The 20553-nt window shown below is 56.3% G+C and carries 18 protein-coding genes; 11 read left to right on the plus strand and 7 right to left on the minus strand.

The genetic code is table 11. The features are described from left to right. Nucleotides 1–49 precede the first annotated feature (49 nt). Complete coding sequence (locus tag ABD890_RS19105; protein ID WP_345093543.1) at nucleotides 50–946, minus strand: PfkB family carbohydrate kinase; 897 nt, start codon at nucleotides 944–946, stop codon at nucleotides 50–52. A gap of 98 nt (nucleotides 947–1044) precedes the next feature. Here ABD890_RS19105 and ABD890_RS19110 point away from each other — a divergent pair, with 98 nt between their 5' ends. The 3 genes from ABD890_RS19110 (at nucleotide 1045) to ABD890_RS19120 (ending at nucleotide 3420) form a co-directional block, all read left to right on the plus strand. Next, complete coding sequence (locus ABD890_RS19110) at nucleotides 1045–1833, plus strand: HAD-IIB family hydrolase (protein ID WP_345093546.1); 789 nt, start codon at nucleotides 1045–1047, stop codon at nucleotides 1831–1833. 119 nt (nucleotides 1834–1952) lie between these two features. Then, on the plus strand, nucleotides 1953–2807 hold the full coding sequence (locus ABD890_RS19115; RefSeq protein ID WP_345093549.1) for an Lnb N-terminal periplasmic domain-containing protein: 855 nt from the start codon (nucleotides 1953–1955) through the stop codon (nucleotides 2805–2807). Between the two features lie 193 nt (nucleotides 2808–3000). Beyond that, nucleotides 3001–3420 carry a hypothetical protein gene (locus ABD890_RS19120; RefSeq protein WP_345093552.1) on the plus strand — a complete coding sequence of 140 codons (420 nt, stop codon included), beginning with the start codon at nucleotides 3001–3003 and terminating at the stop codon, nucleotides 3418–3420. On the opposite strand, the gene ABD890_RS19125 is transcribed toward ABD890_RS19120, so the two are convergent. Continuing rightward, nucleotides 3417–3893: a DUF309 domain-containing protein gene (locus ABD890_RS19125; protein ID WP_345093554.1), complete on the minus strand. Its 477-nt coding sequence runs from the start codon at nucleotides 3891–3893 to the stop codon at nucleotides 3417–3419. The two genes, ABD890_RS19120 and ABD890_RS19125, sit on opposite strands and share 4 nt — an antisense overlap. 76 nt (nucleotides 3894–3969) lie before the next feature. Here ABD890_RS19125 and ABD890_RS19130 point away from each other — a divergent pair, with 76 nt between their 5' ends. The 3 genes from ABD890_RS19130 to ABD890_RS19140 all read left to right on the plus strand — a co-directional run bounded on the left by ABD890_RS19130 (nucleotide 3970) and on the right by ABD890_RS19140 (nucleotide 8049). Then, a complete protein-coding gene (locus ABD890_RS19130; RefSeq protein WP_345093557.1) occupies nucleotides 3970–4656 on the plus strand; it encodes an SDR family oxidoreductase in 687 nt (228 codons plus the stop codon). Between the two features lie 7 nt (nucleotides 4657–4663). Next, nucleotides 4664–5179, plus strand: coding sequence for a peptide chain release factor family protein (locus tag ABD890_RS19135; RefSeq protein ID WP_345093560.1), 516 nt, complete (start codon nucleotides 4664–4666; stop codon nucleotides 5177–5179). 80 nt (nucleotides 5180–5259) lie between these two features. Further along, the gene (locus ABD890_RS19140) at nucleotides 5260–8049 is read left to right on the plus strand and encodes a hypothetical protein (protein ID WP_345093563.1); all 2790 of its coding nucleotides are present in this window, start codon (nucleotides 5260–5262) and stop codon (nucleotides 8047–8049) included. A 9-nt stretch (nucleotides 8050–8058) separates the two neighbouring features. Here ABD890_RS19140 and nadE read toward each other — a convergent pair whose 3' ends face one another. Continuing rightward, complete coding sequence (gene nadE, locus ABD890_RS19145; protein ID WP_345093566.1) at nucleotides 8059–10059, minus strand: NAD(+) synthase; 2001 nt, start codon at nucleotides 10057–10059, stop codon at nucleotides 8059–8061. Nucleotides 10060–10170: 111 nt separating this feature from the next. Then, nucleotides 10171–10566 (minus strand): metallopeptidase family protein, encoded by a 396-nt coding sequence (locus ABD890_RS19150; RefSeq protein ID WP_345093568.1) that lies wholly within the window; start codon nucleotides 10564–10566, stop codon nucleotides 10171–10173. Between the two features lie 183 nt (nucleotides 10567–10749). On the opposite strand from ABD890_RS19150, the gene ABD890_RS19155 reads away from it, so the two are divergent. The 5 genes from ABD890_RS19155 to ABD890_RS19175 all read left to right on the plus strand — a co-directional run bounded on the left by ABD890_RS19155 (nucleotide 10750) and on the right by ABD890_RS19175 (nucleotide 16500). Further along, on the plus strand, nucleotides 10750–11037 hold the full coding sequence (locus ABD890_RS19155; RefSeq protein ID WP_345093571.1) for a hypothetical protein: 288 nt from the start codon (nucleotides 10750–10752) through the stop codon (nucleotides 11035–11037). Between the two features lie 3 nt (nucleotides 11038–11040). Beyond that, nucleotides 11041–13311: a hypothetical protein gene (locus ABD890_RS19160; RefSeq protein ID WP_345093574.1), complete on the plus strand. Its 2271-nt coding sequence runs from the start codon at nucleotides 11041–11043 to the stop codon at nucleotides 13309–13311. A 3-nt stretch (nucleotides 13312–13314) separates the two neighbouring features. Continuing rightward, nucleotides 13315–14262 carry an ABC transporter ATP-binding protein gene (locus tag ABD890_RS19165; protein ID WP_345093578.1) on the plus strand — a complete coding sequence of 316 codons (948 nt, stop codon included), beginning with the start codon at nucleotides 13315–13317 and terminating at the stop codon, nucleotides 14260–14262. 53 nt (nucleotides 14263–14315) lie between these two features. Beyond that, nucleotides 14316–15878 (plus strand): ABC transporter permease, encoded by a 1563-nt coding sequence (locus ABD890_RS19170; RefSeq protein ID WP_345093581.1) that lies wholly within the window; start codon nucleotides 14316–14318, stop codon nucleotides 15876–15878. Nucleotides 15879–16020: 142 nt separating this feature from the next. Continuing rightward, entirely contained in the window at nucleotides 16021–16500 is a 480-nt protein-coding gene (locus tag ABD890_RS19175; protein WP_345093583.1) for a hypothetical protein, read from the plus strand. Here ABD890_RS19175 and ABD890_RS19180 read toward each other — a convergent pair. The 3 genes from ABD890_RS19180 to ABD890_RS19190 all read right to left on the minus strand — a co-directional run bounded on the left by ABD890_RS19180 (nucleotide 16497) and on the right by ABD890_RS19190 (nucleotide 20553). After that, nucleotides 16497–18314 carry a secretin N-terminal domain-containing protein gene (locus ABD890_RS19180; RefSeq protein WP_345093585.1) on the minus strand — a complete coding sequence of 606 codons (1818 nt, stop codon included), beginning with the start codon at nucleotides 18312–18314 and terminating at the stop codon, nucleotides 16497–16499. The genes ABD890_RS19175 and ABD890_RS19180 overlap by 4 nt on opposite strands. Nucleotides 18315–18407: 93 nt before the next feature. Beyond that, nucleotides 18408–19052: a hypothetical protein gene (locus tag ABD890_RS19185; RefSeq protein ID WP_345093587.1), complete on the minus strand. Its 645-nt coding sequence runs from the start codon at nucleotides 19050–19052 to the stop codon at nucleotides 18408–18410. After that, on the minus strand, nucleotides 19039–20553 hold the full coding sequence (locus ABD890_RS19190; RefSeq protein ID WP_345093589.1) for a PilN domain-containing protein: 1515 nt from the start codon (nucleotides 20551–20553) through the stop codon (nucleotides 19039–19041). The genes ABD890_RS19185 and ABD890_RS19190 overlap by 14 nt, the downstream gene beginning before the upstream one ends.

Here is a 20553-nt window from a genome sequence, read left to right on the forward strand (position 1 = left end):
CTTCGGAGGTTGTTGGTTGTTGGAAGCACGTGTCGCACCTCGGAATCCATTACGCCAAGACGTCGGTGTAGAACGACTTATCGTTGCAGGTCGCTCCGTGGTTTTGACACACTTTTCCGGCGAATCGGGATGCCGCATCGCCAACCTGTCGCAAAGGGCGGCCCGAAATCAGTCCTGCAAGAAGGACCGATGCAAATCCATCCCCAGCACCGACTGTGTCGACGAGAGGATCTGGTTTAGTGACAGCAACTTCAATGCCATCACCATCGTTTGTGGCAAGAAAGGCTCCTTTCGAGCCAGATGTGATACAGAAATTGGCGACTTTGTGCGCCGTACGGACTTTATCGACTGCTCGCCGGACGTTGTCAGTCGAATCGCATGAAATTCCGGTCAGTCGCTGAAGTTCCTCGTGGTTCAATTTCAGCCAATCCGCTTCTTTAACGAGCACCTCGACCCACGATTCGTCGAACCACGGAGGGCGAACGTTCAGGTCCACAAACCTGGGTAGACCGCTTTGTTCAATTAACGTGCGGATCGTTTCCGCCGTCTTCTCGCTGCGATAGGCGAGGCTGCCGTAATAGAGATACGAAAACTCGGAATAGTCTTCGATCACCGGCGGTTCGATGTAATCCCACGCGCGGTCCTGCAAAATATCGTAGGCAGGTTCGCCTCCCTTGAGGGTCACTTCGACCGCTCCGGTTGGCGTGTCGTCGCGGGTCTGCATCTGCGAGGTTCGCATGCCCCACTCGGTCATCGCGTCGAAAACCTTCTGACCGGCATCATCTTTGCCGATGGAAGAAACCATCGTTGGCGCGAATCCCATCCCGTGCAGATTCCAGGCAACATTGAAGGGAGCGCCCCCCAAGACCTGACGACCGTCCGGAAAACAATCGAAAAGGACCTCGCCCAGGATCAGAGGCGAACGAGAAGAATTCAGTTTCGACACGTTGAATCGTCTAGCTGTTAAACTGATTGTTTAGTAATTCCGACATACTGTTGTAACACTCTCATGGGACAAACTCAAATCGACGAAGGCGACCCGACATGAGCAAGGTCTTGGCAACCGATCTGGATGGAACCTTAATCCCACTTTCCAACAAGCCGGAAAACGAACCGGACTTGGACACATTGCGTGCCGAGTTGGAAGCGAAACAAGTCACGCTGACCTTCGTTACCGGTCGGCACCTCGAGTCCGTGCAAGAGGCAATCACGCAGCATCGACTGCCATTGCCGGCCTGGATTATTTGTGATGTTGGAACGTCCGTTTACCGCAGCGACGAATCTGGCTCGATAGAACTGGCAACCGCTTACGTCGAACACCTTCGTTCGCTGATCGGCGACTTCCCTACCAGTCGCGTCCATGAACTGTTCGCTGAAGAGACCGATCTACGGAAGCAGGAAGAAGAGAAGCAAGGCGAGTTCAAACTCAGCTATTACTGCGACGCCAATCAGCTCCGAAAAATTATCAATCTCGTGCGAGACACTATCACCCGACACGAAGCACCCTACCACGTTATTGGAAGCGTCGATCCTTTCAACGGCGACGGGCTGATCGACTTGTTGCCGACCGATGTCTCGAAGGCATACGCCTTGCAGTGGTGGACTGAGCACGCCGGGATGGACAATTCCGAACTGGTTTTCTCCGGCGATTCCGGCAACGACCTCGCCGCGATGACGGCTGGTTACCGGACGATTGTCGTCGGCAACGCAGCCTTAGACCTGATCGAGACCGTTCGAGCCCACTACGACCACGAGCCGGCCTTGCTCTACGTCGCAGAAAAGCCAGCGACCAGCGGGGTGTTAGCTGGATGCCGGCACTTTGGGCTGATTTAGCAGACTAAACAATTTCGCTAGCAATTCTTTCAACTGCCGTTGCGTTGCCAGCACTCGATTTCCTATAAGTTGTCGCGCGAAAGATTGTTTATCGATTTCCCCGTGACGACGCTCCCCCGGTGCCTTTGCCTTCCGCCACAAACCGACCACAACCAATCCTGGCATGGCTGCGACTTTGCCTGGCTGGAGGTCTGTTGTGCCTGGCCTTGGTCTCGACCGGATGCAAAGCGATTAAGCCTTCCAACAATCGCACGTGGGCACCTGATCAATCGAAGCTGCCGATCGGCGACATCGTCGGTGATGAGGTCACGATTCATAACGTTCGTAACTGTCGCTACGCGTCAGCGGACGAATACATCGTGCAGTACTACGACAAGGACGTCCGGCTCTCGGACGTGCAGTCGGTCGACTTCATTGTTGTCCCTTTCAAAGACTCGCCCAGCGTTGCCCACACCATGCTCAGCTTCGGCATGAAGGATGGCCAATACCTGGTTTCCTCGGTTGAAATTCGCAAAGAGTCGAACGAGGAATACTCGGCGTGGAAAGGCTTTTTCAACCAATACGAACTGATGTACGTCATCGGTGATGAACGCGACGTCATCAATCTAAGCTCGAACTATTACAAGAGCGACGTCTATCTCTATCGCACGATCGCCTCGCCAAAACAGGCCCAGGAACTGTTTGTCGACGTGATCAAGCGGGCCAACGAACTGGCGGCCCGACCCGAGTTCTACAACACGTTGACCAACAACTGCACGACGAACATCGTCTCGCACGTCAACAAGATCTCGCCCAAGAGCATTCCTTACGACATCCGCGTGATGCTGCCAGGCTATAGCGACGAGTACGCCTATTCGCTCGGCCTGCTCGACACCAGCATCCCGTTTGAAAAGCTGCGCGACGAATCGAAGATCAATCAACTGGCTGAACGCTATCGGGACGACGCGAATTTTTCGCAATACATTCGCCGTTAACGGTTTGGCAATCTTTACCACGCCACCCGCTCAACTTGTCGCTAGCTAGTCTTCTCTGCTTTTTTCTGCGGTTTTCGGCAGACCTTCATAAATCCTGATCAATCGACATTGTGTCATCCGAAATTCGAATATAGATACACCCTACTCTGCCACAAAACTGCCCTTACACGACGGACCGTTAGGGAGGAACGATATGAGTGGTGTTACTTTTTCGGTAGCTGCCTTGTGGATGATTTTGGGGGCCTCGCCCCATACGCCAGTGGTCCAGGATCAGGTCGACCTGATCGAGGTGAACCACTACTACGATTCCCAAGGCCGATTGATCTTCGACCAAGTCATCTTCTATGAATGGTCGCAAAGCGATGCTCGTTTCAATGTCACGGCATGGCGTCTGTTGAAGAGCTCTTGGCAAGTTCCACGCAAACGTTGGAGCGACGGAGCCTATACCACAACCTGGCGTGATGGCGATGTCATCCGCAGTGTGGTGGGACAGAACATGCGCGAGACTTGGACGCAGCACGATCCGGAACTTGTCGAACGGGATTATCTCCCACGCGAGTACCGGCGCGGCCTTACACCGAAGGTAGACTCGGTAGCGAAATCCGAGAACTAACCACGCGCTAATTCGATACGGATGTCGAACACGACGACCACGTTTTCCTGCGAATCGCAAAGGAAACGCTTGGGTGTCTGACAGACCTTTCGCACCTGCTCGGTGAGCTCACTCAGCGAAGCGAGATCAAGGTCTTCACTCAACTCGCTCCAAGCCAGGCAAGTTTTCTCGGCATGTGTTTGAACTCCATGCTGCGAGCCTTGCCGGGCCTTCACCCCCGACGCCGCCAGGTGGATCAGTCCTCGTAGCAGATCCCCTTTCGCCCCTCTTCTTCCGGCGGCAATCCAGCACGCTTCCCACGCTTCATGGGCCTCCCAATAGAAGCCGTGGTGGAACAAGTCGACGCCGACCCGCAGCAGCCGCGCCGGCGACTCCCCTTCCAGCGAGGTGGTTGGCCGCGTATTGATTCCCGGAACATAGGCATATTCCGGTAGCGGGAAGTCTGGTTCGTAGCGTGCGATTCGATTCACCATGGTTGCGTTGGGCCTCGCCTCCCATTGTAATGACGCACTGCAGCACGTTTCGACAACCATTCAGAGAGGACTTCCCATGACCGCCCGAAAAATCGTCGTCACAGGCGTGACCAAGGGCCTGGGACGCGCCATGGTCGATGGCTTTATTGCCGCTGGCCACCATGTTGCCGGCTGTGGCCGCTCGGCCGATCGAATCGAATCGCTCTGCGAAACGCACGGTGCTCCGCACCGTTTCGATGTCGTCGACGTGACCAATTGGCTCGATGTCCGCGACTGGGGTCAGTCGGTGATCGAATCGTTCGGTACGCCTGACCTGTTGATCAATAACGCGGCGATCGTCAACGAGAGCAATCCGGTCTGGGACGTTCCGATCGACGAGTTCTCGAACATTGTTGATATCAACGTGAAGGGGGTCTTTCACGTCATCAAGGCCTTCGTGCCGACAATGGTGGCGCGCGGCGAAGGGGTGATCGTGAACTTCAGCTCTGGCTGGGGACGCTCGACTTCGCCCAACGTTGGCCCTTACTGCGCGACGAAGTACGCCATCGAAGGACTGACCAAATCGCTGTCGCAGGAACTGCCGGAAACCATGTCGGCGATTCCTCTGGGACCTGGGATGATCCATACCGAAATGCTCGAGAAGTGTTTCGCCGATGGTGCCTCGAGTGCTCCGAAGCCGGAGGCCTGGGCCGCCTATGCGGTGCCATTCATTCTGTCGCTCGGGACGGAAGAATCTGGCCAGTCGATCAGTATCGTGAAGTAAGGTCGTTATGCCTGCTGGAATCGATCATCCCGCTGCCTGGCCGGCGGACGTATTGCTGAAGCAATGCGAGTTGAAACGTCTTCGTCGCGGAGGTCCTGGCGGGCAGCATCGCAACAAAGTCGAGACGGCAGTTGTCATTCAGCACAGGCCTTCCGGAAAATCCGCCGAGGCCAACGAACGGCGGAGCCAGGAAGCCAATCGTCAGGAAGCGATATTTCGCCTGAGGATCGTGCTGGCACTGACTCCGAGCGACGAATTCGATCTGTCCAGTTCCCCCAGCGAACTTTGGCGATCCCGGGTCCGTAGTGGAAAACTTGCCGTGAACCCAACTCACGACGATTTTCCCTCGCTGCTGGCCGAAGCGATCTCGGTCCTGACGCAGCACGACTGGAATGCTGCCGCCGCTGCCAGCCATCTGGGGTGTTCGTCGAGTCAATTGGTGAAATTCTTGAAAAACGAGCCTTCGGCGTTTGCCCTGCTTAACACCAAACGCCAGCAGATGGGACTCAAGCCCCTGAAGTAGGGTGGAAGTTCCCTTGACACATCACGCAGCCAGACAAACGATGGGTTGCAGTGAAATCCTTTGTTTTGGAGTGCCTTTCGATGTTCAGCCTGACTCAACGTATCGTCGTTTGCGGATCCTTGCTGTTGCTCGGCCTTTCCGCTCAAGGCGTTTGTGCCCAGGACGTGAACGCCGTCGCAGGCGATCCGTGGAGCGTCGGCAAGATTACGGTTCCGTTCCAACGAGCCGACTTTGGCGACCCAATCGATAGTGGCGCGTTCTCGATCACCGATCAAGAAGGACGCGTCTTCTATCCGGTCTTCAAAACCAAGCGTACTCTCCCGCTGCTGCAGTCCCTGATGGGGGCTGATCAAGTCACTCCTCCGCAGCAATTGGAAGTTCACTTCCTCTTTCGCGGAACCGCTCCGCTTGACGTGGTTGTCAATTCGCCGACACCGCAGCGGGTTCGCGTGAATCCTCGTCCCTACCGCCAGGGTGCCTACCGCAACGCGATGCGTCAGTGGTGGCGAACCTACAACGAAGTCTTCCGCGAAAGCACCGGGACCAGTGCCCACTCGCCGGTCCTCGAAACTTATTTGTCGATGATGCTCGGCAGCCGCATGGGGCTGGAAGCTCCACCGCTGAGTGAGAAGATCCTCGAAGATCGTTCGGCTCTCGCACCGAGCCAGTCGCTGATGTTGCTGCTGGGAACCGAGAAGGTGCATGACGCCATGCTCCGTTCGATCATGAACAACGAGATCAGCCCGAACCAACAGTTGGGACCGATCGCCGAGCCGATTCCGTTTGCTCCCCTGGCCGTCCCAGAACCTGCCGCCGATGTCGTGATCGAACCGATCGCCAACTATGTGCCGGCACAATGCTTCTATGTTCGTTTCGGTTCGCTGGGCAATTACCTTTGGCTGAACAAGTTGCTCGAACGTAACGGTGGCGATCTATCCAGCATGGTGGCTAGTCGCCGGGTATCGTTCCATTTGAACAAGGTGGTTCAGCGGCAGTTGGCGCTAAAACAATCGGAACTGGCCGAAGTGTTCGGTAGCCAGGTTGTGCAAGACGTCGCTCTGATCGGCCGTGATACATACACCCGGGAAGGTGCCGCGCTGGGTATGCTGTTCCATGCGAAACAAAGCATGCTGCTGGCCAACGACATCGGCAAGAACCGTCAGAACGCCCTGCGAGAGTTTAAAAAAGAAGGCGCCAAGCTCGAGACGATCAAGATCGCAGGCAAAGACGTTTCGTTCCTTTCTACGCCTGACAACACGCTCCGCTCGTTTTATGCCGCTCGGGGTGACTTCCACCTGGTGACCACGTCGCGTTCGATTATCGAGGCGTTTCTCACCCTCGAAGAAACCAACGCCAGTCTCGCGCAAACGCGTGAATTCCAGTATGCCCGAACGCTGATGCCGGTAAGCCGCGACGATACGGTCTTCGCGTTCCTTTCGTCCGAGTTCTTCCGGGGTTTGTACTCGCCGCAGTATCGCGTTGAAATGCGGCGTCGCCTCCAAAGCGTCGTCGAAATGGAACTGCAGCAGATGGCATCGGCGGCGGCAACGCACGAAGGATATCAAGACACCTCGGTCGAAGGTTTGATCGCGGCTGGTTTCTTGCCTCGCAATTTCGGCCAGCGTGCCGACGGCAGTCACACAATTATCACCGGCGACACCCTCGGCGACTCGATCCGTGGTGGACGCGGGCACTTCGTGCCGATTCCCGACATGGACATCGTCGGGATGACGGCTCAAGAGATGGCGGACTACAACGCCTTGCGTCAGTTCCACATGACGCAGTGGCGACAGATGAATCCGATTTTGGTCGGCATCAATCGCTTTAAACTGAATGACGAAGGATTGGAACGAATTGCGATCGATGCCCGTATCTCGCCGTTTCAGAAATCGAACTTCAGCCAGATGCTGTCATTCCTCGGCCCTCCCCTGCCGAACCATATCGCGACCAGCCCTCGCGACGTCGCCGCTTTCCAGGCCGTGCTCAATGGCAAGTGGAGTGGCGGGGTGACGCACTATGCCGTTGCCGTCCAGGACTTGCCGTTCCCGATCGAAGAGTTCGCCAACCAAGGTTTCTTCAACACGCTCAAGATGCTGAAGGCGACTCCAGGTTATTTGACCGCCTGGCCGAAGCCGGGGCTTCTCGATAGTCTTCCTCTGATCAGTCCGCCCCCTGCCGATGCCTATGGTTATTCACAGTTGCCCTTTGGATTGTGGCGACGGGAATGGAACGGGTTCTCGACGCTGTCGTTCTTCCCTGACATCTTGCAGGAAGTTACGCCCAATCTTGCCCTGGTCGAAGACAAACATCCTGCCCAGGTCCGCATGCATGTCGGTGACGTATCCAACGCTCAGATCACTCCGCTGGCCAACGGCTTGGCCCAGGCCCTCTCGAAACGAGGCAGCCTCGCCAATGCGACTTTCTTCCAGGATGTTCACAATCAACTTGGTGTGCCTGCTCCCGAAGCAAAGGCATTCGCCGAACAGCTGCTGAACCTCGAGTTCCTCGATCCGCTCGGTGGCACGTTCGAGTACGTTGCCGAGCCGAACGGCACGCAGCGTTGGGTTTCGACGGCCTGGAATGAGGAAGGGCAAGACTACCAGGCAAACCTGATGACCTGGTTCCGAGGAATGGACGCTCGCTTGAACGTCGACGAATCGCTGGTTGAACTGCATGCCCAGATCGACATGCAGAACGAGAAGCCAGCCCCAGGGCTCAAACTGCCCGGCTTCAACTTGTTTGACCTGGGAGGTGCCTTCGGTGGTTCGTCCAAGGAAGCGAAGCCAAAAGAACTTCCACCTGAAGAACCGAAGGCAGAGGAAATCCCTGCCCCGAAATCGGTTTTGACGCCGCCTGGCAAACAGTTTTAAGCGAAGCGGCTAGTCTGCTTCCAGTTCTGCCACGCGATCCCACATCAGCTTCAATTCACTCCGGAATCCGCCGGAGAGAATCGGGAAGCGGCACCAGGTCTTCGGGTCGAGGTTCTCGTCGTCGAGATGGAAGCCAGGGGCATATCGTTCTCGCTTCCATTGGTTCCGGCTCCATAGCTGGAAGAACCGTTCGACGTAACCGCCAAGTTCCTTCGGCGAGTGCCCTGGGTAGCGATGCAGCAGGTGCGAAAGAACTTCGACTGCCGTCTGCTTGTCACGAATCGCCAGCCGTTCGATCGCATCGAGGATGGTGTACGGCATCAAGTCCGCTTCGTCGGTCTGCTTCTGATCTGCGGGTCGCAGCTCGGCCGTTGGCTGCTGATGGTTGATCTTCTCGAGAGCCGACAAGCAGCCGATTCCTGCGGGACCATGTTCTTGCATCCAGACCAGCCACGTTCGCAGGAATGCCTTATCGATTCCTGAGATCGGGCAGAGACCGCCGCTGGTATCGCCATCCATCGTGGCGTAGCCAACCGCGGCTTCCGATCGATTGCTGGTCGAAAGCAGCAAGGCATTCTTCAGGTTCGCCACCAGCCAAATGCCGGGCGAACGGGTTCGGGCCTGAATGTTCTGCAGAGCAATGTCGTCTTGCTCCCATGTCAGCGGGCGGCCTTCGACTTGCTCTCCCAAGGCAATGTATTTCTGCACCAGGTCATCGACATCGACGCAGTGGAAGCCAGCTCCGACGGTTTCGGCGACCGCCTTGGCTGCATTCAGGGTCACATCGCCGCTATTGCGAGTTGCCTGATAGACACACGTCAGCAGTTTTTGGTTGATCTCGGCGGCATCGGCCATTCCTTCCAGGCCAGCAATGTAGGCAAGCTTCTTGGCAAAGCGGCTGACGCCAAGTTCCTTCAAACCAAATTGAACCATGTAGGCACAAAGCGTTGTCACAGCCGCCGAGTCGGCGCCACCCGATAGCGAAACCACAAATCCCCGCGAGCGGCTTTTGCGGAGGTAATCGAACAACCCCAGCGTGACGGCCCGGGTGAACTCTTCTTCTTTCAAGTGGTCCGAAGCTTCCCATGCCGGTTCTTCAATCGAGACGACATCAGGCTCGCAGTGAGGCAGCGCGAAGTCGGACTCGACGACCTGATCGCGGGCCGCATCGAAGTTCAAGACGAACGCATCGCTCTTGGCTCGATTCATGCGGTTCACGTCGACATCGACTACCGCTGTCGTGACCACGCTATCGAGAAAGCTGAATCGCGGAGCCTCCGCCAGCAAACGCCCTTCCGAGGCGACCATCGCGCCGCCGTCGTAGATCGCTCGACCTGCTTCGTTGCCAAGCAGGTTCGCATAGACGTAGGCGGCATGAAACGCTCGGGAGCCCTCCAGCACAAATCGGCGGCGAACTTCCTGCTTATCGAACGCGAAGTGGCTGGCACTCGGGTTCAAGATGAGGTCAACCCCCAGTTCCGCGAGGCGCCCCCCGGGCCGACTGGCGACCCAGGCATCTTCACAAATTTCAAGACCGAGCATGATGCCATCGAAATCGAAGACCAGGTCACCCAAAGGAATCTTCAGGCCATCCTCTTCATAGAACGACCGTTTGCCGCTCGGCCAGGGCTTGAACCAGCGTGGTTCGTAATGGATGCCATCCCCTGCCAGGTTCTTCTTGGGGACCATGCCCAGCAACTTGCCATTGGCCGCGATTGCCGCGACGTTGAAGACTAAGCCGCGGTACGAAATCGGCAGGCCGAAACAAGCAACCAGGCCTTCGGTTGCTGGTACAAGCTCTTGCAATTTGTCCCAGGCCATCCGCCGCATTCCGGCGGAGAGAAAGGCGTCCTCGCAGCCATAGCCGGTGATGCATAGTTCTGGCAAACAAACGACCGAGGCTCCTGACTGACGTGCTTGATCGAGGGCCTGAAGAATGTTCCGGGCGTTTCCTTCCCAGTCCATAGGAGTCTGGTTCAGGACGGCGGCAGCGACTTTGACGTTCAGCACGATGTTGTTTCCCCGAAGTTGCGAGTTCCATCCATCAAGCTACCCGATGGGTTCCATCGGGTCTATCGGTCAACCAAGGGACACAGCCGCAAGGAAAAAGGCTCGCCAAATTTAGCCATATCCGATTTCGTCGAGGTCTTCTTCGGTCATGCCGAAGTGATGGCCTAGCTCGTGCAGAATGGTGATCCGAATCTGTTCGGCCAGCCCATCCGGCGTGATCGAACCATTGACGTGATGCGTCTGGGCCAGGATCCCCTCCCGGAAGATCTGAATCGCATCGGAAGGAACCGCAGGCCCTTCAATCGAACGATGCGTCAGCGGAATGCCGGTATACAAACCACACAGTTGTCGGCGATGGTGAAGACCCAGCTTTTTAAGCTGTGCGTCGGAAGGATAGTCCTCGACAATCATCGGGACGCGGTCCAAGAGCTGGGCAATATTGGGCGGCAAGTTGGCCAGAACCAACTCGAGGTAGTAATCGAAGTTGTCGCGATGAACTTTTTCCATGATCTCCCCTGCTGCGTGATCGTCCATTATCGGGAATTATTTGCTGGCGACAGTCCCCCGCCAACCCGGAAAACAAATTTCACAAACTTGGATGCCGCCGGCCCGATAAGGTCGCAGTCAAGACGAACTCCCCCATATTGCAAACTGCTTGCAAACCGTTCCCCGGCAGAGACAATGGGGGGCATGAATCAACGCTTTTCGATTACAAAACTATTCGTGTTCGTGGCATTTGCCGCAGTCACCTCGCTTATCATTCGCCAGGCGTTCATCGGGGCGGACTGGGCGAAAGCGGTGGCGATCCTGGTTCTCGGGGTCGGGCTATGGATCGGCACGCATATGGTGCTCGGTTTTCTCGCCCTGCTGACCAGCAGTTACGAAGCGAAGTCGAACCCAGCTCGAGCCCAGTCTCCATTCGCCACAGACCAGCCGGCACCTCAAGTTCTGCCACCTCGTGCCAACGAAAGTGAATAGCCGGTGCCTGCACTTCATTGGATAAGAATCACAGTAATTCTGGCATGGCTGCTTGTCTGCCTTCCGCTTTCCCAAGTTGCCGCTGAAGATGGAACGAACATTCAGTTGCCGATTCCTACCCAAAAGCCGGTGTCGGGACTGACTCTTTCGGTCGACTATCGCTGGATCGATGGCAGCGGTTACCGTCCGGTCCGCGTTACCATTTCCACTGCCGATGGCAAACCGACCCCGGCTGACCGTCGGCTTCGTGTTAACTTGCAGCCGCAATTCACCTATTATCGTGCGGAACAGCCGTTCCCGCTGGTGACGCAAGAGATCAAGCTGCCGCAAGGGGAAAGCTCGGTCACGGAAACGGTTCTTATTCCGCAGCACTTTCGCTGGGAGTCGCTGAGGGTTAATACGTTCGAGTCGGGAGCCATGCTCCCGGAGCTTTCTGGCGGCACCAGCGTTCGCTACGGTAACCAGCGAGATGCCAACTTCACTGAGGCCTTTCCGGCGACGATTGTTTTCCATCGCAATGCACCGGACCGCAGCGACCGCGTAACGTGGGCGACCGAAATTCGCAAGCAAGTCGACGATGGCGATCTGACAGGCGACGTTCCTGATTACCGCGTGATGCTAAACGAACTCGCGTTCATTCAAAGCCAAACACGGCAACTGATGCAACCCTCGAAGTACGGGGCGATTCCGCTCGGGTTTGGCAACATCACGCGGCAAGACTTTCTACCACTGGGCGATGTTCCCAACGACTGGCTCGCCCTCAGTTCGGCTGACCTCATCATCTTCGAGTTGGCCGATCTGCAAACCCTTGCCAGCGAGTTCCCTGAGAAGTTCGCAGCCATCCACCAATGGCTACGGTGCGGTGGCAACTTGCTTCTGTACGACGGTGGCACCGATGGCAAGAGCAAAGTCGATCTACTGCTGGGGCGCGATTCGAGCGACACAGAGGACGCCTGGAAACACATCTCATTCCCTGCCAGCAGTCTGACGTCGGCAGACTACTTCGAGCGACTCAAGAGTCGTGAAGACGATTACCGCGTCAACGATGAAAATCGGTACGTACCGATCGAGGTCGCTGGCGACGCGACGCGCGAAATCAATAACGGGCAAATCCCTTCCACTTCCGGTGCCATACCGCCGCTCGCACTCGATGCCACGACGGAAGAGTTCGGAAAGATCGTGCTTTCGGAACACACCCTTTTCCCTGGCAGTACGGAGACATGGAATCGCGTGCTCCACAGCTTTGGGGAAAATCGGCTGGCCTGGTACCAGCGAAATGGATTCTCGCGATTAAGACAGAACGATACGTTCTGGGAGTTTTTGATTCCTGGCGTCGGCAAGGCGCCTGCGCTGACATTTGCCCTGCTGATCACCATGTTTGTCATTCTGATCGGCCCGGTAAATTACTTCATGCTTCGAATGTCAGGCCGACTGAATTTGTTGCTGTTCACGATTCCCGCAGGGGCACTTTTCGTCACACTGTCGCTGATGGCTTATGCCGTTGTAATGGATGGATTTGGTACGACGGCCCGGGTTCGTACCGTTTCGCATTTGAATCAACGCGATGGAACCGGAGTCAGTTGGAGTCGTCAGGCCTATTACGCCAGCCTCGCTTTGAATTCAGGGCTTAAGTTCCCCAAGGACGCCAAGGTGACTGAGGTGGAGTACTCCCCCTTTGGCGACGGGCGAAGCAATCGTCAGATTCAATGGAACGACGAGCAAACCTTACGCGGGGCCTATTTTCCCACGCGAGTCACGGCCCAGTACGTCGTGATCCATCCATTCCAGACGGTGCAGAAGCTGGACGTTCGTACCACCGGCGATAGCACCACGGTCACCAATCAGCTCGGCACCAAGATTCGCTATTTGCTGCTGGTCGACGAGAAAGGAAAGTTCCTTTACGGAGATAACATCGCAGACGGCGGCGAGAAGCGACTCGAACCTGCCACCGAAGAACTGCGTCAATTCGTGCAGCGTTATATCGAAACCCAGCGTCCTCGCTTGCCCAGCAACTTCGATTCCATCGGCTATTACCAGCCACGTCGCTACACGCTGCCGACCCACGAGATGCCCGAAATCTATCTACGAGATGCTCGTTACGAGGACTCACTTGCCGAGACTGACTTCCGCAATTGGTTTCATGCGTTGAGAGGCCAACCTGACATGCATCAGCGGAAGTATCTTGCGATCGTCGACAACTTCGACCAAACGCCGTTCGGTACCGAGATCAATCGCTCGCACGATTCCCTCGACATTATTCTGGGAGAGTGGTAAGCCATGATCAGCACACGTACCCCAGTGATCGAACTGCGTCGCTTGCATCGTTTCTTCGGTTCCACGAAGGCGGTCAACGATATCTCGTTTGAAGTCTACGCCGGCCAGGTCTTCGGCTACATCGGCCCGAATGGTGCTGGCAAAACGACCAGCATGCGGATTTTGGCCACGCTTGATCTGCCGACCGCTGGTGACGCCCTGGTCGATGGCTATTCGGTGATTAACGATCCCGACCAGGTCCGCCGTCGGCTCGGTTTCATGCCTGATGCCTTCGGCGTTTACTCGAATGTCAATTGCCGCGAGTACCTCGACTTCTTTGCCCGTTCATACGGCCTGAAAGGAGACGATCGCCGCAAAGCCCTGCAAGAGACGATGGCCTTTACCGGGCTCGACGTTCTATCCGAGAAACCGATCAGCGGTCTCTCGAAGGGGATGAAGCAGCGACTGTGCCTTGGCCGAGCCATGATCCATAATCCTTCCGTGCTAATCCTGGATGAACCGGCGGCCGGGCTCGATCCTCGGGCCCGCATTGAACTGCGCGAGATGATTGCCCGGTTGGCCCATGCTGGAAAGACAGTATTAATCAGCTCGCACATTCTGACCGAGTTGGCTGAGATGTGTGACGTGGTTGGCATCATCGAACAAGGCCAACTGCTGGCAACCGGCAGTGTGGCCGATATCCAGCGAGGGCAACGCAGCAACAGCCGCGTTCGGATTCGTGTTCTCGAAAACACGCAGGGGCTGGCCGACTGGCTCACGACCCGCGAAGTATACGACGAGATCGTGATCGATGGCGAGCTTCTTCACTTTTCGCACCTTGGTGAACGAGCCGAAGAAGCCGTTCTACTAAAAGAAATGATCGAGGCAGGCTTTCGCATCGCCGAATTTGGAGCCCGTCACTCGACCCTGGAAGACGTCTTCCTCAACGTAACGAAAGGGCGAGTCCAATGAGCGCGGCAGACACTCCGGCTTCCACTCCCACAACCGATACCGATCCCCGCTTAATGAAGATTGATCGGTGGGTTGAAAATGCCAGCGAGTATTTCAATCCGATCCTGGTCAAAGAGACCCGTCAGGCACTCAAGAGCCGCCAGTTTGCGGTCACGTTTGCCCTGGTGCTGGTGACCAGTTGGTTATGGTCGGTGTTTGCGATCTTTATTAACTATCCGCAGATCCTGTATGCTTCGGCAGGCCCACTGCTGCTGGTTGGCTATCTCGATATCTTGCTGTTTCCCCTGGTGGTAATTATCCCGTTCACCGCTTTTCGATCGCTGGCCGCGGAACGGGAAGATGGCACCTTTGAACTGCTTTCAATCTCGACGCTCAATCCCAGGCAAATCATCTGGGGCAAGCTGATCAGTGCCATCGTGCAGATGATGGTTTACTTCTCCGCGATCGCGCCCTGTATCGCCTTTACGTATCTGCTTCGCGGGATCGACATCATCACAATCGGTTACGCGCTGACGGTCGTGTTTCTGCTGTCGGTGGTGCTGTCCGCATCGGGACTGATGTTGGCTTGCGTTTCTCGGAAACGGCAGTGGCAATCGGCGTTGTCGGTGATTGTGATCATCTTGTACTTGATCGCATTCATTAGCGCTCTGACGGCCTGCTATGGCCTTATCCTGGAATCGACCGAGTGGCGGGCATACAACCACCCCGATTTCTGGATGGCGACGTTGATGCTCTGGAGCTACTCGTTCAGCATGCTTTTCCTGTTGATCGAACTGGCAGCTGCACAAATCACCTTTGAAAGTGAGAATCGAAGTGCTGGCGTTCGGCGAATGCTGTTGATCCAACACTTCGTGATTCTTGGTTGGATGATCTATTGGTGCCTGAGAGCGCCGCAAGAGAGCTTCTTCCTGGAAACCTGCGTCATGCTGCTTTGCTTGACCTGGGGCATCGCGGGCATCTTCATGAACGGAGAGTCGACCGTCCTGTCGCCCCGTATCAAGCGAAGCATTCCGCTTTCGGCGGTTGAAAGAGTCTGGACGAATTGGCTGTTGCCTGGCCCTGGACGTGGCTATCTGTTCATAATGACCTGCCTGTTCAACGTTGGCATCGTGTCGATCTTCGTGCTGTTCATCAACAGCTTTCAGGGCCTAAGCTACTCCGATTTTATCGAGTCGACTCGATACACGTACGGCATGCTGCTTTACCCTGCCTGCTATCTTGGACTGGGACGCGTGATGGTGGCGCTAATCTCGAAGTATTTTCGGGTCGACATTTACCTGTCCGCGTTCTTACACTTCTTCCTGCTGCTGGGCGGCATGATGCTTCCTGTGATCCTTCAGATCATGACGCGCAATGGATACAGCAACTTCCCTCACATTACCAATCCGTTGTGGTTCTACTTTCGAGGGTCGAGCAGAGGCAGCTTCCTGGGCAGCGACGAAGTCACCCTTGTCCTGATTCTTGGCAGCGTGGCGATGGTCTTCTTCTTCCTGGTCAATCTCGGAATTAGTTCGAAGGAACTCGTTCCGCAGCGAGAGACTAACACCAAATACCTGCCCGATCAGGCGGTCGACATTCCGCAGACAATCGAAGACGACGCCGATCCGTTGGCTTAGCTTCCGGTTGTAGCAATTATGCCAGTCGGCGGTTCCGGTTGCCGCACGGTTCATCTGCCGCTTCAACCATTACGCCTTATGCCCGACCTATCTTTGCGAGGACCCTATTTTTCCTTGTGAAGCTGATGCCGGACCCGCTGCTATGAACCGAAGCTTGCTGCCTAATCTCCGATTGCTCGCCACCCTGCCCTTGGCTTGGGCCGTGCTGGGCTGTGGATCGCAGCCAGCGGCCGTGAATCCAGTGGCTCAGCCTGGCGGAAGCCTGCCAGCGACGCCTTCAGAGACAGCTCCGACCGAGACGATCTCGCCGACGGCGGACGCGATCGCAACGTCTTTCGTCACCAAAGATCCCCGCCGCCAGATCGTGCCGCGTAACCCTTTCCGTCCCCCAATGGTGACGACGCGGACCGTGGATAGCCAGCTCGAATCACGGACCTCGGACATTCGCCTGCTGGGAACGGCCCGGCGAGATTCCCAGCAGATCGCCCTCTTTGAAACAGGCGGCAAGGTAAGTCATGCCGTCGTCGGAGAGTTCGTTAACGACTGGGAAGTGACCCTGGTCGGCAAGTCGGAAGCGACGCTTCGCAAGGGCTTGGAACAGATCACGCTCCGGATCGACTAGCGAACCGCTGGGAATCGCTGGATCAAATGCGACTCGCGAATTGGCATCCCGTTGTTGGGCTGCGGAATAGGTTCTTCGTACATCATCTCTTGCGGCGGCATGCCTTCAGGTGACAACCCAGGCTGCGGCTTGCGACGCGGATCAGGACCAAACGACGTCGCTCGCTTGCCCGGTGGTGGTGGGCTCATCTTCGGCCATGGAAACTCCGATGCCAGCGGAATCGCGTCCAGCTTGGTGAAGCTTTCTTCGTAGGCATCGGTATGGCGGCAATCGACGCCAGGGCTCGGGCATGGCAGAATCTCGGTCCGCAGGAAAACGACCAGCTCGCTTTCACGGACCTCGGTACTGCGATAACGGAACAGCTTGCCGACGTACTTGATATCCTTCAAGTAAGGGATGCCGTTTTCGTTGATGATATCGGCTCGCTGCCGGAGCCCACCAATCACCAGCACCTGGCCGTCGGCGACACGAACGGTCGTCATCGTTTCACGACGGTCGATAATCGGCTGCGGATTGGCACCATCGCTATAGCCAGTCAATCGGCTGAACGATGGAGTAACATCCATTTCGATGGTACCGTCGTTCGAGATCCGCGGGGTGACAGTCAACATCACGCCTGCTTCGCGGAAGGCGGTCGTACCGATGTTACCGCCGGCCGAGGTCTGTGTCAGCTGCTGGTAGGGGATTTCGGTAACGATCTGAATCATTGCCTTTTCTCGGTCGACCACCACCACGTTCGGGTCGGCCAACAATCGCGAGTCATCCATCTGACGTACCGCATTCACGACTGCGGTCAGGTCGATGCTACCGTTCAAGGTCTGGAACGTCATCACGCCGCTCGGGTCGCCCGCCGCGACTGGAATCGACAAGGCAGAATCAATGCCAAACACATTCTGCGGCACGCCGTTGGCGTCCGGACGACCTTTAAAGATCGTCGACCAGTCGACACCCAATTGCTCGGTATCGTCGAGGTCGATGTCATAGATCAACGCGGTGATGCGGACTTGCGGTTTGGGCACGTCGACGCGCTGCAGCATCGATTGGATCATTCGCAGGTTCTCTGGTCGATCAATCACGATCACCTGGTTTTCGGTTTCCACGATCGCGGCACGACCATCGGCACTGATCAGCGACTGAACCGCTTCCAGCAGGCTCTTGGCGTTGAGGTATTCGGGACGATAGTTCAACACGTCCGTGATCACTCGATTGCCTGCCGATGCCCCGGAATTCGCGGCGACTTGATCGATTTGCTGAACCGCGGTGCGAATCATATCGAGATGGTTGGGGTAGTCGACCACGGCCAGACTGTTGGCGGACGCGATGGCCTGGATCGATCCGCCGCGCGAGCGAAGCGACTCAAGCGCGGGGATGATTTCAACCGCGTTGGCATGTTTCAACGGAAATGTCTCGGACCGGAACATTGGGTTCGAAGCACCGAGGTCGGCCAGCGGCACAATCACCAGGCTATCGCCAACCGGTCGATAGCCATACCCGTTGAGCAGCAGAATCGAATCGAGAATGTCGTACAACGGTGCATCTCGGAAGGTCCCATTGATGGTTCCTTCTACCTTGCTACCGATGACAACATTGATATTCCAGACCTCGCCAATCGTCCGCAAAGCGTGCGGGAGTGTCGTTTCCCGGAGATTCAAGTCGCCACGCTGCCTGAGTGCGGCTTCGATGCGTGGGCTGATACCTTCGGCCCTGGCGGTGACTGAATTGAAGAGAGAAAGCAGCAACGACAACAACAACATCGTCACGCCCGGCAGAGCCTTCCGAGGGAAGGATCGCCGCTTGGACTTGCGGTTGTTCATTGTGGCGTGTCTTTTGCCATCCTGGCGTTGTGACATTCCGTTGCTTTCGCGTGGTCAGGAACGTGTGACTGTTGTCGGCCCCGGGCAAGCCGGTTACGACTTCAACGATTCCTCATTTGTAGGCCGTCGAATTCCAAACAGTTGGAGTGCAACTTCCAGTTGAATCTGATCTCCATTGGCATCCAGTGCCTTCAGGTTCAACTGCTGTAAGTGCATTTGCACATCCAAGGTCTCGAACTTGTCGAGGAAACTCTCGATCTGCTGCATGGTGCCGGTCAGTGTTAGCCGCATTTCGCGAACTTCCAGCCGGAAGTCAGTCTTCTTGCCACGATTGGAAGTCGAAACCGTCTGGACCGGACTGTCTTCTTCGTACCACTGTCGAACCCGAACCGGTCCAACGTCAACACGACGCAGATGGCATTTCGACGAACGAGCAAATTTGACGAGGGTCTCGCGAACTCGGTGTGCAGAGTCATCATCGATGATCCGCTGATGGTGATTCCTCAACTCCTCCTGAATTTCGGTGAACCGAGCCTGGGCGGCTGCTAGTCCATTTCGATCGGTCGTACCCTGTTGGACCAGGAACTCAACTTCCTCCGATCGTTCTTGTATTGCCGAATATTCATCGGCGGCCGGAATTAGCGTCAGAAGCGCAACGGCGAAAGTTACGATTATGCCGATCATCAACGACGATGGATGGCGGATGAGTCCGATAATTGCCGTCTTAAATGCTATCATCGTTCTGACCCTCCAACTCTTCCCAGGCGTCAATGTCGCAGTGAATGGTAAACTTGATCGCCGGCCCCGCTTTCGTATTACTTGGGATCGCCCCATCTACAGTAGCTCGGTCGGTGAACGAGAGCTGTTTAAGATGTTCCGCATAAGCGAACACACTTGGCTCGGTGACAGCATTGCCTTCGACGGTAATGTCACCATCGCTTCCCAACGTGATCCCGGTTAGCCAGGTATCTTCCGGAACATGCTGGCCAATGTCGCGGACCCAGCTTGCCACGGGCTTTCGAGGTAGCATGGCAGTTAGCTTATTGTGCATTTGCAAAGTCTCTAGCCCGCGAGCCATCACTCCTTGCAGCAAGATTGCCTCGCGATGGACCGGCTCAAGCTCATTCGCCCTGGCTTGCTTCTGCTGAAGTTCCCAACGCTGTTCGAGCAAGTATCCCCAGACGCTCACGGCCAGCACGATTGTCGCGGCCAAAGGAGCGAACACCCTTGCCGCACGCAGCCATAGCTTTTCTTCGTTATCCGATCGCAAACGTTCCATCAGGTTCGGCCCCGGCGTGGCGTATTCTCGAAATGCCAGCAAACCGGCACCGGCCGCGGCGTAATACGCGACCGGCAAAGTCCGAATCAGGTCGGAGACCTCATTCCCCGATATGGCCGTTTCTAAAATCTGAACCGGCATTTCCAGGCGATCGCCAAGCTGCTGATGAATCGCGTCGACACGAAACCTTTCGCCAGACAGATAGACCGATCCGATCGAAGCCCGCAGCACACGAGCATGCCGGCGGCAGTAACGCTGCAGCCGCTCCAAGTGATGGTCCAGAATGTCTGCAATTTCTTCCTGCGTCTTGATGCCGGCCGGACGGTAGTCGAGGTAGAGATGCCCCTGGTACGAGATCGCGATCTCGACGCCTGATTGCCCAGGACAAACCAGCAATGCCGGTGCCTGCTTATCGAGTTCCAAAGCCCCCAGCAGACGGCACAGCGAAATCACCGCCGGTTCGACCGATTTCACCTTGAGGTTGAGCGATCGGGTGACTTCCAGAATTGCTTCGATCGTTTGTCGGTGCACCACCGATACGGTCGCGTGTTGATGTTTCGGATCTTGCTGAACAATGCTCCCGGCAACCAGCTTGGGACCATGCCCCAGCGAAAGATACAAGCTGCTACGCGATTCGATCTCGCGAACTTCGTGCGCGACGATTTCATTCGTATCGCTCACCACGCGTGTCACGCAGAACTCGCCCGACAATGCGATAGTGACTTCGTCAACGGTTCGCGGCAACTTGCTCAGCAAGCGGCGAATGGCTTGTTTGAGCCCGCTCTTCCCTTCTTCGGAGGCGAGTTTCAAAGAACCATCCTGCCAGTTCTCTTCCAACGGCTCGCATTCCAGCACGTTACCACCTTCACAGCGATAGGTAACGGCGCGGATCTTCGTATGCCCGATTTGAAAGGCGAATACAGGTCGCTTGTCGCTCTTCTTTTTCGATGTTGCTGCCAT

Source organism: Bremerella cremea (genome assembly GCF_039541315.1).
In the GTDB taxonomy this organism is placed as follows: domain Bacteria; phylum Planctomycetota; class Planctomycetia; order Pirellulales; family Pirellulaceae; genus Bremerella; species Bremerella cremea.